At 56.0% G+C, this 12,967-nt stretch carries 11 protein-coding genes; 3 read left to right on the forward strand and 8 right to left on the reverse strand.

Going from position 1 to position 12,967, the window contains the following annotated elements; genetic code table 11:
* Window positions 1-443: 443 nt before the first annotated feature.
* Window positions 444-1,292, reverse strand: a complete 849-nt coding sequence (locus D5269_RS15605; RefSeq protein WP_016316899.1) for an aldo/keto reductase — start codon at window positions 1,290-1,292, stop codon at window positions 444-446.
* A 371-nt stretch (window positions 1,293-1,663) separates the two neighbouring features.
* Here D5269_RS15605 and garR point away from each other — a divergent pair, with 371 nt between their 5' ends.
* Both garR and D5269_RS15615 read left to right on the forward strand, forming a co-directional pair.
* Window positions 1,664-2,548, forward strand: coding sequence for a 2-hydroxy-3-oxopropionate reductase (gene garR / locus D5269_RS15610; RefSeq protein ID WP_016316898.1), 885 nt, complete (start codon window positions 1,664-1,666; stop codon window positions 2,546-2,548).
* A gap of 169 nt (window positions 2,549-2,717) precedes the next feature.
* On the forward strand, window positions 2,718-4,625 hold the full coding sequence (locus D5269_RS15615; protein ID WP_158605030.1) for a sigma 54-interacting transcriptional regulator: 1,908 nt from the start codon (window positions 2,718-2,720) through the stop codon (window positions 4,623-4,625).
* Window positions 4,626-4,821: 196 nt separating this feature from the next.
* Here D5269_RS15615 and D5269_RS15620 read toward each other — a convergent pair whose 3' ends face one another.
* Together D5269_RS15620 and D5269_RS15625 are read right to left on the reverse strand one after the other, a co-directional pair.
* Window positions 4,822-5,232, reverse strand: coding sequence for a hypothetical protein (locus D5269_RS15620; protein ID WP_016316896.1), 411 nt, complete (start codon window positions 5,230-5,232; stop codon window positions 4,822-4,824).
* A 190-nt stretch (window positions 5,233-5,422) separates the two neighbouring features.
* Window positions 5,423-6,760: a glucose-6-phosphate isomerase gene (locus tag D5269_RS15625; protein ID WP_016316895.1), complete on the reverse strand. Its 1,338-nt coding sequence runs from the start codon at window positions 6,758-6,760 to the stop codon at window positions 5,423-5,425.
* Window positions 6,761-7,008: 248 nt separating this feature from the next.
* Here D5269_RS15625 and D5269_RS15630 point away from each other — a divergent pair, with 248 nt between their 5' ends.
* Window positions 7,009-8,190 (forward strand): D-alanyl-D-alanine carboxypeptidase family protein, encoded by a 1,182-nt coding sequence (locus tag D5269_RS15630; RefSeq protein WP_016316894.1) that lies wholly within the window; start codon window positions 7,009-7,011, stop codon window positions 8,188-8,190.
* A 121-nt stretch (window positions 8,191-8,311) separates the two neighbouring features.
* Here D5269_RS15630 and D5269_RS15635 read toward each other — a convergent pair whose 3' ends face one another.
* The 5 genes from D5269_RS15635 to metA form a co-directional block, all read right to left on the reverse strand.
* Complete coding sequence (locus tag D5269_RS15635; RefSeq protein ID WP_120486729.1) at window positions 8,312-9,439, reverse strand: hypothetical protein; 1,128 nt, start codon at window positions 9,437-9,439, stop codon at window positions 8,312-8,314.
* Between the two features lie 245 nt (window positions 9,440-9,684).
* Complete coding sequence (locus D5269_RS15640) at window positions 9,685-10,500, reverse strand: 4Fe-4S binding protein (RefSeq protein WP_120486730.1); 816 nt, start codon at window positions 10,498-10,500, stop codon at window positions 9,685-9,687.
* Between the two features lie 114 nt (window positions 10,501-10,614).
* Window positions 10,615-10,983, reverse strand: a complete 369-nt coding sequence (locus tag D5269_RS15645; protein ID WP_120486731.1) for a RidA family protein — start codon at window positions 10,981-10,983, stop codon at window positions 10,615-10,617.
* 175 nt (window positions 10,984-11,158) lie between these two features.
* Complete coding sequence (locus tag D5269_RS15650; RefSeq protein ID WP_016316890.1) at window positions 11,159-11,764, reverse strand: stage II sporulation protein R; 606 nt, start codon at window positions 11,762-11,764, stop codon at window positions 11,159-11,161.
* A gap of 59 nt (window positions 11,765-11,823) precedes the next feature.
* Entirely contained in the window at window positions 11,824-12,753 is a 930-nt protein-coding gene (gene metA / locus D5269_RS15655; protein ID WP_120486732.1) for a homoserine O-succinyltransferase, read from the reverse strand.
* Window positions 12,754-12,967: the final 214 nt, after the last annotated feature.

A 12,967-nucleotide genomic window follows, 5' to 3' on the forward strand; every position in this document is an offset into this window, starting at 1 on the left:
TTTGTTTATATTGCCGCTATCGCTATTTTGTTGATTTAGCTCATCCTTCCCTATTTTTCAAACAAGGCCTAAAGCAAAAGAGTTGAATAAAACTTTAATTTTGAGAAAAGCGGCACCCGGCCCGGAAGGGAGGGGCCTACGGGGAGGGGGCGCTGACCCCTCGCCCGTAAGGCAAACTGAGGGGGCGTCGCGCGAAGCGCGCTTCGGGCTGAAAGCCCGAGAAGTCCCCCGAAGAAGGGTGCTTGCGCCCCGGAAGTTTGGTCTGGAACCCAAACTTCCGTTGCCTCACTGCCCCTCGGCCCCGCAATTTTTTGACTGCCGCCGCAGCGGCGTGCATAGGCCAACCGGCGCAGAACGCCGGCTCTTGGGCCGGAGCAAAAAAATTGAGTAAAACTTTAGATGATGAACAGGCTCTAAAGCCGCGTTCGATTGCCCGAGAATCGTCACTGGATGTCCAGAGGGACCTTCCGGGTGGGCGCGGGAAACGCCTTATCCAGCGCGGCAAACTCTTTGCCGGACAGCTTCAGTTCCGCAGCAGCCGCATTTTCCAGCGTGTGGGTGGCGCGCCCGGTGCGGGGAATGGGGACCACGCCTGGCTGTGCCAGCAGAAAGGCGAGTAGGACCTGCGCCGGAGTGGCGTCATGCGCAAAGGCGATCTTCTGTATCACCGGATTGGCGAGCAGGCCGCGCCGCAGCCGTCCGGCCTGCGCCAGCGGGCAATAGGCCATCACAGGAATCTGCCGCTCCCGCAAAAACGGCAGCAGATCATATTCGATCCCGCGGCTGCCCAGGTGGTAGAGCACCTGATCGGTCGCGCAGCCGCCCGCCTTGGGCAGCGCCATCAGTTCCCTCATGTCGCGGGTGTCCAGATTGCTGACCCCCCAGGCGCGGATGCGGCCTTTGGCTTTCAGCTCTTCCATACATTCGACCGTCTCGGCGAACGGCACCGAACCACGCCAGTGGAGCAGATAGAGGTCCAGGTAATCGGTGCGCATCCGGCGCAGGGAGTTTTCGCAGCAGGTGAAAATGTGGGCGCGCCCGGCGTTGTGCGGATAGACCTTGCTCACAAGATAGAGGCTTTCCCGCGTAAACCCCTGGATCGCGCTGCCCACCAGTTCCTCGGCGGCGCCTTCGCCGTACATCTCAGCGGTGTCGATCAGGGTCATGCCCGCTTCGATGCCGGTGCGCAGGGCGTTGCGTTCATCCGCGAATGCGGAAGGATTCTCCCCGAGGTACCATGTCCCCTGTCCCACCGGGCCGGCGGGTGCGCCGCTCTGTGTGATGAATGCCATGAAAAATCTACCTTCTTTCGCTTTGGTTTGTATCTATGTTCCTGATCTTGCTGTCAGAGCAGTCCAAACTGCGGTGTGTGCGCCTGGCGCCTACGGCGGGGCTGCCGCAGGCGTGAAGAAAACCATGCGGGTTCTTTTCAGGTGCTTCCATTATACTCTGCCCAAACGGTTGTTGCAAACCGGTTCCCGGAAGATTTGAAACTGTTGTTTCGAGGTTTTGAAAAAATAGATTTAAAATTTGAAAGGTTTATGGAATGATAAAAATATCAGGTGGGAATTTGGTCATTTTGAGCCTTGAGATACTGGCGCGGACTCCTTATAATGAGAACCAGCAAAGGAAAACATCTGCAAAATAATGGAGGTAAGCAACTATGAAAATTGGTCTGATTGGTCTTGGAATCATGGGCAAACCGATGGCGAAAAATATCCTGAAGGGCGGCTACACCGACCTGCTGGTCAGCGATCTGAATACCGCTGCTGTCGAAGAGGTCGTAGCGGCTGGCGCCAAGTCCGCTACCAACAAAGAGATCGGCGAGAGCTGCGATGTTGTTCTGACCATGCTGCCGAACTCCCCTCATGTAAAGAGCGTTATGCTGGGCGAAAACGGTGTTGCCGGTTACATGAAGCCGGGCACTGTATTCATTGATATGAGCTCGATCAACCCGGTTGCCAGCAAGGAGATTGCTGCGGTGCTGGCTGAAAAAAACATTGATATGCTGGATGCGCCGGTTTCGGGCGGTGAGCCGAAAGCGATCGACGGTTCGCTGAGCTTCATGGTCGGCGGCAAGCAGGAAGTCTTTGACAAATTCAAACCCCTGCTCGAGACGATGGGCGCTTCTGTTGTGCGCTGCGGCGATGTCGGCGCGGGCAACACCACCAAGCTGGCCAACCAGATCATCGTTGCGTGCAACATCCAGGCGCTGGCCGAGGCTCTGACACTGGCGCAGAAGGCCGGCGTGGACCCGCAGCTGGTGTTCGAGGCGATCCGCGGCGGTCTGGCCGGTTCAACGGTCATGAATGCAAAAGCGCCGATGATGATTGAAGGCAACGATAAACCGGGCTTCAAGATCGACCTGCACATCAAAGACCTGAACAACGCGCTCGACTGCGCGCACACGGTCGGCGCTCCGGTTCCGATGACCGCCGAGGTTCAGGAGATCATGCAGTGGCTGCACAACAACGAAGGCGGTCAGAAAGACCACAGCGCAATCGCTCAGTATTATGAGCACCTGACCGGGCTCAAACTCGGCCGCTGATCCCGCTCTATCCGCTTGTTCTCTTTCTTCATAAAGTTGGTCCTCCTAACCAACGAAAAGCCGGGTGTTCTGCACCCGGCTTTTTCCGTCTGCCGGTGCAGGTTGACAGCCGGCGGGCGGACGGGGTAAAATGGTTCCAGAACCCAACAACAGGAAAAGGAGAATCCCTATGGCAAAAGTGGCGATTCTGGTCCCTTATCGGGAGATATGCGAGCTGGCGCGCCCTCTGGCTGAAAGAGCATCCAAACATTTTACGGTGATGTGTCTGGAATTCACCAGAACGGAACTGGTCGAATCCCGCGTGCGGGAGCTGGAAAGCCAGGGCTGCGAACTGGTCGTGGCCCGCGGCGCACAGGCACAGATCGTCAAGCGCAGCAATCTGCGTATGCCGCTGGTCGAGATCCGTGTGACCACCCAGGAACTGGGGATGGTGATGCTCGATCTGAAAAGGGAGCTGGGGATTGCATGTCCACGGCTTGGGCTGGTCGGTTTTGCCAATATGTTCTGCGATACCGCCCAGTTCAACCAGCTGTTCGGTGTTGATCTGCGCCTTTATATGGTGGAGGACACCGCCGGGCTGGCCCCTGCCACCGAACAGGCTTATCAGGATGGCTGCAATGCGGTGATTGGGGGAGATATCTCCTGCGAACATGCGCGCCATATGGGGATGGCCTGCCGGTTCATCCCTTCGGGGGAGGAGAGCCTCCGGACGGCTCTGGAAACTGCCGGACGCGTCTGTTACGCCATTGATCTGGAAAAACACAACAGCGCCGAGATGGACACCATGCTGAACTACACCTTCAATGGGATCATGCAGATCGACCGCAATGGGGTCATCCTGCGGGTTAACCGCGCGGGATATGATCTGCTGGAGCGGCGGCCCAGCGATCTGCTGGGACAGACGCTGACCGCCGTTCTTCCCAACTTCAACCGTAAGGTCCTGGAGGATACCCTCTTTCAGGGGAAAGAGGCGTACGCCTTCCTGATGGACATCAAACATAAAGTAGCGATTGTCAACCTGGCGCCGATCCGCGTGGATGGGGAGATCGACGGCGCAATCCTGACCTTCCAGGAGGGCAAGAGGGTCATCGAGATGGACGGGGAACTGCGCCGGGAGCTGTATCAGCGCGGTTACATCGCCAAGTATACCTTCGATAAGACACAGGCGTGCAACAAGGAGGTACAGGCGACGATTGCGCTGGCCAAGCGGATCGCAAAATACAATGCACCCGTACTGCTGGCTGGGGAGGCGGGCACCGGGAAAGATATCATGGCGCAGTGCCTGCACAACGAAAGCCTTGCCCGCAACAATGCATTCGTTCCGCTGGATTGCAGCGCCTGGCTGCCCGATACGCTGGATACCATGCTGTTCGGCAACTATACCACCAAAAAGGAGACCCCTACCAGTATGGCGGAACTGGCGCAGGATGGCACCCTTTATCTGAGCCACGTGGAGGACCTGCCGTTCGAGATGCAGTATAAGCTGCTCAACCTGCTGCAGGGAAAGTTCCTGCACAACGGCTCCAACCGTCCGGTAGCAGCCAACGTCCGGGTGATCGTCTCCAGCTGTGTGAACCTGGCGGCGCGGGTGGAACGCAACGAGTTCCGCGGCGACCTGTATTATGCATTGAGCGTGCTGAGCCTGGAACTTCTGCCGCTGCGCCGCCGCAGGGAGGACATCCTTCCGTGGGCGGAATTCTATCTGGATGAATGGCAGGAAAAGTACAAACGTTATGTGCATCTGACACAGGGTGCGCGTCAGTTCCTGCTCGACTACGACTGGCCGGGCAATCTCGACCAATTAAGCCGGGTCTGTGAGCGGATCGTGCTGCTGACCGAGAAACGCAATATCGACGAGGTGTTCCTGCGCCGGCAGGTCGAGCAGATCACCCCCAAAACCCTGCCCGGGACCGAGAAAGTGGTGCTTTACAAGGATCAGAAGGCGGTGGAGATCGCCGCACTGCTGCGCAGGTATTCGGGAAATCGGGAAAGGGTTGCCGAGGAGCTGGGTGTGAGCAAGACAACCCTTTGGCGGTATATCAAAAAGTATGGCATCGAGCCGGATTACAACTATTAGAAGAGAGTCCCAGACCAAAGGCAGCTTTGGCGGAAGAAACAAAAGAGCAGGAATACCGTGGGTGAAAAACGGTATCCCTGCTCTGTGGATTTAAGCAGCTTTCCTCTGATCAACAGGCATAGACAGCATACTTGCAGGAAACTGCCCCATGCTTGAAAACAGGATGGCTTTCAAGCATGGGAGCAGCAACACAACATCAGATGATATACTGGTGGACACGCTCGGGCAGGTCCTCCTTATCGCAGGAGACGGTGAAAGTCATGGTTGCGCCGTTTTCGTTGAGCAGATTGACCAGCTTGTCGATCATGAGACCGAATGCTTCATAGTCATGGCCGCCGACCTTGAAGGTTGCGTCAACGAACACTTCGGTGATGTCATAGTTGCCCGCGAACAGGCCCGCAAAAAAGCCATAGAACGCGTCAAAGCCTTTGATCGCGTAGTGGTCAATGTCGATCAGGCGCGCCTGGTAGCTCAGGCCGAATTTGAGGGTGTCGCCCTTCTCGACGCAGACAACGTTGCCCTTGGAAGTTTTGAGCGCATCGTTGACCATCCCAATCAGCGCTTTGGTTTTTCCAGAACCTTTATGTCCTACAATCAGTTTAATCATATGAAATCAGTCCTCCATCTTTCTTTAAAATACAAATTTGTGAATAAGGCGTTCCGCGCCTGTCCCGCATGAAGTGTGGTCTGCTGCGGCCCGCAGTGCGGAGCGCGGGCAAAGGCTCTGCCTTTGGAAACCGCGATTTTTTGAGAAAATCGGGTAAACCTTTTAGGTGGTTTTGAGGGGAAACAGGTGCTCAGTTGAGTTTCGCCTCAAGCTCCGCTTTTTGATCCTCATAGCCCGGTTTGCCGAGCAGGGCGAACATGTTCTTCTTGTAGCTTTCCACACCCGGCTGGTCAAACGGGTTGACCCCCAGCAGATAGCCGCTGATCGCACAGGCGCGCTCAAAGAAGTAAACCATATAGCCGAACTCGTGCTCGTTGATCATCGGCACTTCAAGGACCATATTCGGGACGCCGCCCTGGGTATGCGCGAGAATGGTGCCCTGCATCGCCTTCTGGTTGACAACCGACATGTTCTGGTTGGAGAGGAAGTTCAGCCCGTCGAGATTTTCGGGATCGTCTTTCACGAAGAAGTCAAGCTGCGGTTTGCCGATCGAAACAACCGTCTCGAACATGGTGCGGCTGCCTTCCTGAATAAACTGGCCCATCGAGTGCAGGTCGGTCGAAAAGATCACCGACGCCGGGAACAGACCCTTATTGTCCTTGCCCTCGCTCTCACCGTAGAGCTGTTTGAACCACTCGTTCATCATCGCAAACGACGGTTCATAGCTGACCAGCAGTTCGACCGATTTGCCTTTGCGGTAGAGGATGTTGCGCAGGGCTGCATATTTATAGCAGTCGTTCTTCTCGAGATCATCAACAGAAAGCTCTTCCAGCGCTTTCTGTGCGCCGCCCATCACTGCGTCGATATCCACGCCCGCGACCGCCATCGGCAGCAGGCCCACCGCAGTCAGCACCGAGTACCGTCCGCCGACATCATCCGCAATCACGAATGTCTCGTAGCCTTCGCGGTCGCTCAACTCCTTCAGGGTGCCGCGCGCCTTGTCGGTGGTGGCATAGATCCGCTCTTTGGCGCCCTCTTTGCCGTACTCTTTCTCGAGCATCTCCCGGAATACCCGGAACGCCAGCGCAGGCTCGGTGGTGGTGCCCGACTTGGAGATGATGTTCACCGATACCCGTTTGCCCTCGCACAGGCTGATGATCGTGTTCAGATAATCGGCGCTGATGTTGTTGCCCGCGAAGTAGATTTCGGGGGTGTCCTTCTTCATATTGTTATAAAACGGGGATTTGAGCAGCTCGATCGCCGCGCGCGCTCCCAGATAGGAACCACCAATCCCAATGACGATCAGCACATCACTGTCGGCCTGGATCTTTTTGGCAGCCGCTTTGATCCGCGCGAATTCCTCTTTGTCATATGCTGTGGGGAGGTCGGTCCAACCAAGGAAATCGTTCCCCAGTCCGGATTTTTCGGTCAGGAGCTTGTGGGCGGCATGTACCTGCGGCTCAATCGCCGCCAGCTCATGTTCGCTGACAAACCCTTTCAGATGGCGTGTATTCAGTCTCATTGCCATTGTGATCCTGTCCTTTCTGCGTTTGCGCATTGCTTGTATAATTCGCACAACCTGACCCGCTTGATGCGGAGTATTTCTTACACATATTGTACCCGATTTATCCATCCATTGCAAGCCGGACAGGCTAAAAATTTACGGAATGTTTTCGAGCCGGTCTGACAGCCGCAGAAAAAATCCGGAAAAGCTCATTTCTTCGGACGTCCCCGCATATATCTTTAGTATTCTGAACTGTAACGAGGTGTAAACTTATGGGGAAACGGCTGGCTGCATGGATGATCTGTCTGATACTCTGTTGTTTGTGCGTTTCGGGGCTGGCGGTCCACGCGGAGGACCTGCCCGATATGACTGCGCTTGAAACTGCTGCCCCGGTCAACGACGGCCTTCCCGCACGTTCGGCCATCCTGATCGAGCAGGAAAGCGGACGAGTGCTGTTTGAGAAAAACCCGGATGAGCAGCTGCCGCCTGCGTCGATCACCAAGGTGATGACATTGCTGCTGACGATGGAGGCGATTGACCAAGGAAAGCTCACGCTGAATGATATGATTACCTGTTCGGCGCACGCCGCCTCAATGGGCGGAAGCCAGATCTGGTTTGAGGAGGGCGAGCAGCTCTCGGTAGACGACCTGCTCAAGGCGACCGCGATCTCCAGTGCGAACGATGCGGCGGTTGCGCTGGCGGAAGCGGTCGCGGGGAGTGAAGAGGCGTTCGTGGGGATGATGAACGAGCGGGCGCAGAGCCTGGGGATGGCCAACACCCATTTCGTCAATGCGACCGGGCTGGATGCGCAGGGGCATGTGACCACCGCGCGGGACATCGCGGAGATGAGCAGGGTGCTGCTGCGGTACCCGCTGATCTCGGAGTATTCGAGCGTCTGGATGAGCGAACTGCGGGGCGGGGAGACCCAGCTTGTGAATACCAACAAACTGGTCCGGTTTTACGATGGGTGCACCGGCCTGAAAACCGGTACGACCGATGGTGCGGGGAGCTGCCTTTCCGCGAGCGCGACCCGTGGAGGGCTTTCACTGGTGGCGGTGACCCTCGGAAGCGCGACAAGTGCTGAACGGTTTTCGGCGGCGCGCGGCCTGCTCGACTATGGGTTCGCCAACTATGCGCGGGTCGAGCTGCCGGTGGTCGAGGGGATCGAACCGATCCCGGTCAAACACGGGATTGCGCAGATGGTGGACGTCGTATGTGAGCCGCCAGGAGCGGTCGTCGTGCGGATCGCAGACAAGGACGCGATCACCCAGCAGGCCGACCTGCTCCCAGAACTGGAGGCCCCGGTCGAATCGGGGCAGACGGTCGGCAAGGTGGTCGTCAAGGTGGGGGAGAGCGATCTGTGTGAATACAGGCTGGTTGCTGCGGGATCGGTTGAGCGGATGACCTTCTTTCGTGCGTTGGGGATCCTCTTTTCCAGCCTGATCCGGATGTAACTGCCGGTTTTCGGCGGAAAAGCAAACGGTTTGCTCGACCTTTTCCGGGCCAATAGATGCCCGTAAACATGTGTGCAGCAAGTATGCCCGCGATCGGAAGATCGCGGGCATACGCTGTTTTTTACAGGGGTTCGATCTGGACCGATTTCGCGATCGCCTGCCATTGTTCCTCCGGGATCTCCGTCTCGCCAAATGCAATCGCGACATAGACCAACAGGTCTGTGTTATAAGAAAGGATCGCCTGCCGGCGGACCCATTCCTCCTCCTCGGCTGGCTGTCCGTCCGCCTCGTCGGCGGGGACATAACCCGCATAGCAGGTTGCGGTCAGGCTCGATTCGGTTTCGGAAATGGGGGTGTACTCGATGTCCCAGGTCGCCCGGCTTCCCAGCATAATCTGGTTGTAGACACCGCGGTAAAACGCCGCTGTCCGTTCATCTATCCCTTCGGGAATCTTAAAAATGTGGTAGCCGGCCGAGCCTGCCAGCGCATCCCCCTCATAAAATTCCACCGGAGTGGTCGGGATCGAATAGAGTTCCTCGTCGGGGTTTCGTACCGTCCAGCTGTCGGGCAGGTCGATCGAGAGCTGGAACGGGGGGATGTCGTAAATCTTTGCATTTGCTTCGGTACGTCCGCCCTGATAGGCCGGGAACCGAATGGTGTGCCGTATGTAACCGGCAGAGGCTGTCCCCTGAGGAACATCCACTTCATATGGCTGGCCCGCAGGAAAGACAAACGCATAACCGCCCGCTTCAAACTGAAGGTCGCCTCCGTCCGCGGCTGTAAAATAGACCTCCGAAACCCCGCAGACGCTTTGAAGCGAGGCGGACACGCTGTCGAGGATGCTGTAAACCAGGTCCTGCGCGTCAAAGACATGGAACTGGTCCTTCTGTGGGTTGGGCGGCCCGGCAAACAGCGAGCTTTCCGGCGCGAAAGAGACCGACAATCCGTCTCCCTTGGGAACCGGGGGCCGCGAAAGGGTGAGGTCCCAGCCGGTCAGCTGGGAGAGCTGCTCCACCACTTGTTCCGGGCCGGTCCCCTGTTCACAGGGGAATGGTTTGAGATTGGGCGCGCGCCCTGCCAACAGCGGGCCCGCAGGGGCCTCCGGGGCAGAGGATGTGTCCGGCTCGGATGCGTCAGACATCGAAGATACAGCGGAAGAGTGCTCCGGCTGATCCTTGGGGGCGGGTGCACAGCAGGAGAGTGCCGCCAGTACCGCAAGCACTGCGGAAACAGATTTAAAGTGCTTCATAATTAAGACCCTCTTTCATCTGGATGGAAAAATCCTTCATGATCCCTGTTTTCATAATATCCCTCAAGATTACAGATTTATAGTTTTTTTCTTAATTATACAAAGACAGGCAGCTCTTTCACAAGATCCATCAGATTTTCAGGATCACGCTCCAAATATATTCTGTGATGGGCGGATGGTCCAAGGGATGGCAAAAGTGGGCTTTTTACTTTGTAAAAAGCCCACTTGCAAAGAGAAAATGTTTTTTAAAGAAGCAGCTGATTCTCCGAGCGGGCGGTGTAGTTCTGCTCCAACATGGACACATGGGAGAGGAAGTCGGCATCCTCGAAATATCTGGCCCCTTTGGGGCAGCGGCGCACACATGCCTGACATTTGATGCACAGACCGACAGCTTCCAGGGTTCCCGCGTCGATGCTGTGCAGCGGACAAGCCTGGGCGCACGTTCCGCAATGGACACACTTACCGGGATCGGCGAGCGGCTTGGCCTTCAGGAATTTTGCAGGGGTGCCATCCTCTTTCAGAGGGGTATAATAAGGGCCGATCTCACTGCGGTCGATGTCCAGCGGGGGCAGCGGCGCATCCTTGGACAGCTTTTCCGCTGCTTTGGCCGCAAATACACGCATCTGCTCCAGATCAGCGCCATCGGGCCGGCCTGTGCCAACCTTGTCCGAGAACGCATGGCGTCCGGCGAAAGCTGCGGCCCCTGCGATCTGAAAGCCGTTCCCTTCCAACAGGAGCACCAGCTCCCGCAGTGCCTGGTCGTGATTCCGGTTCCCGAATACGCAAAGGGGAACTGCCGGGGTGTTGCTGCCGAAAATGCTGGACGCATAGACGGGCATCAGCTTATTTGGCAGCCGCCCAGCATAGACCGGGGACGCCATCACCAGCAGGTCGTCCTCCGCAAAGCGGTATTCAGACTGCCGGTTTTCCGGTCTGGTGAAGTCGACGTAGGCCGGCTCCCCGCCCAGATGCCGGGCCAGCTCTTCTGTCACAAAACGGGCGATCTTTTCGGTCCCGCCGGTAGGGCTGAAATAGAGGGCGCATATACGCCTGATGTTCATAATCCGACTTCCCTTCCATCTCAATTACACTGAGAACCTGTATACACAACCATTCGGCCTTGACGAGTTTATTCGCATAGAGGATTCTCTCTTTTGATTTATGAATGCAGGCCCTTATACTTCAGCGATAGCCTCGATTTCACACAGGACATTTTTGGGAAGCGTCTTTACGGCTACGCAGCTGCGGGCAGGCTTGGAAACAAAATAGCGGGCGTAGACCTCGTTGAAGGCTGCAAAATCTCCCATATCTGCCAGGAAGCAGGTGGTTTTGATCACCCGGTCGAAACCGCTGCCTGCGGCCTCCAGGATGGCACCCACATTTTTGCAGCTCTGCTCAGCCTGGGCGGCAATCCCCTCGGGAACCTCCCCGTTGGCAGGGTCTACGGGAATCTGCCCGGAGGTATAGACCAGTCCGTTGGTTGCGAATGCCTGGGAGTAAGGTCCGATTGCGCCCGGGGCCTTATCCGTCTGAATCAGTTTCATAGTGATCGCTCCTTGTCTGAATGTATTTTTGAGAGATGGCGCCTTTTCCACGGCAGCACCATCCCTGCCAGAATCAAGTCTACCACCAGATTGCAGCTTTTGTCAATGATTGCCTGATACCTATAAAAAAGACACCGGATTCTGCATAGTTACAGAATCCGGTTGAAAGGATGTATTAAGAATCGGTATTGCGCAGGGATTCAAACAGCTCCACAACCGCCAGTTTGGGTTTAAAGAGAGGTTCGCTGTTCAGATGTTCGATCTCTTCTAGTTCGGGATTCCCTTCGGCCATCGCGCTGCCCAGGCAGATCGGCGGATAGATGACGCACCACCAGTTTTTCCCCGCGCCAGCGCCGATTGTTACCCGGACTGCATCATAGTCGCCCGCCGGAAGGGAACCGGCTTCGTATTCCCTGGTATTGAAATACATATGGCACAGCTCCGCCCGTACCGGTTCGTCGATCCCGCAGCGCCGCAGCTCGTCCCGCGCGGCCGCCTCAATCGCGGGCAGGTTCTGTTCTGCAACCTGTTTGGCGTCCTGCTGGCTTTCGGGCGACGCAAATACACTGCCCACGTCGTTTAAAATACGGTCCCGCACCCGCAGCTTGATCTGCTGATCAAAGGCGCTGTCTGAATTGGCCAGAATATGTAGACGCACCACATCCTGCCGCAAAGTTTCGCACTCCATCCCAAATGCCGCGATATTTGCAAGGATCACCGCACACGCGGTCCCCAGAAGCACTGCGAGGTCCAGCCGTCCAAGCGTCCGATTTCGAGTCATTAAAAAACCTCCCAACCAGTTTTTTGTCCTGCTGGGAGGTTTGCCCGTTTTCAGGGCAGTTATTCAGCTTGTTCGTGTAATTCATCCAGATCGTATGGGGTCGCCTGGTAAACATAATAGTTCAGCCAGTTGCAGAACAGCAGGTTTGCGTGTCCGCGCCAGGTGAATACCGGCTTCTGGCTTGGGTCGTTGTGCGGAAAGTAGTGGTCCGGCATATTGATCGGCAGCCCCTTTTGAAGATCACGGAAATATTCGTTCCCAAGGGTTTCGCGGTCATACTCCGAATGCCCGGTGATGAAAAACTGCCGCCCGTCCCGCCGTCCTACCATATAAACCCCTGCCTGATCCGACGAAGCGAGAATTTCAAGCTCGGGAACGCGGTCGATCTCGCGGCGTTTTACCGTGGTGTGCCGGGAGTGCGGAACATCAAACAGTTCGTCAAACCCGCGCGTGATCGGGTGGTTTTCCAGCAGCAGACGGTGTTGGAAGATGCCGAACATCTTTTGATCAAGCTGGTATTTGTGGATACCATAGTGATAGTAAAGCCCGGCCTGCGCCCCCCAACAGATATGCAGGGTCGAATAAACGCTGGTTTTGCTCCATTCCATAATTTCGCAGAGTTCTTTCCAATACTCGACCTGCTCAAAGGCCAGCAGCTCTACCGGCGCGCCGGTGATAATCATGCCGTCAAACCGCTCGTCCCGAATCTCACGGAAGGTTTTATAGAATTTGAACAGGTGCTCGGATGGGGTATTCTTTGAAGTATAGGACTCGGTTTGCAGTAGTTCTATATCTACCTGGAGCGGGGAGTTCCCCAGCAGGCGGAGCAACTGGGTTTCGGTTTCAATTTTTTTGGGCATCAGATTCAGGATCACTATTTTTAATGGGCGGATGTCCTGGTGAAGCGCCCGGTGTTCGGTCATTACAAAGATGTTTTCTTGGTCGAGCACCCGCGAGGCAGGCAGACTGTCCGGAATTTTAATCGGCATTTTTGTACCACCTTGTCTATCAATTAGGTTCATTCTAGCCTAAACTTCCGGGAAAATCAAGTGCGCGGGATTCCCGTAAACCACCTTTTCATGCCGCTTTACAGGGTATCTATAAAAATATTGGCAAAAAAACTAAAAAAATTTGAAAAAAGGTGTTGACAAAGAAAGGGGAACGTGATATTATAACTAAGCTGTCTCGTGAGCGACGACACAA

This window comes from Anaerotruncus sp. 1XD42-93 (genome assembly GCF_009917605.1).
In the GTDB taxonomy this organism is placed as follows: Bacteria; Bacillota; Clostridia; order Oscillospirales; family Ruminococcaceae; genus Anaerotruncus.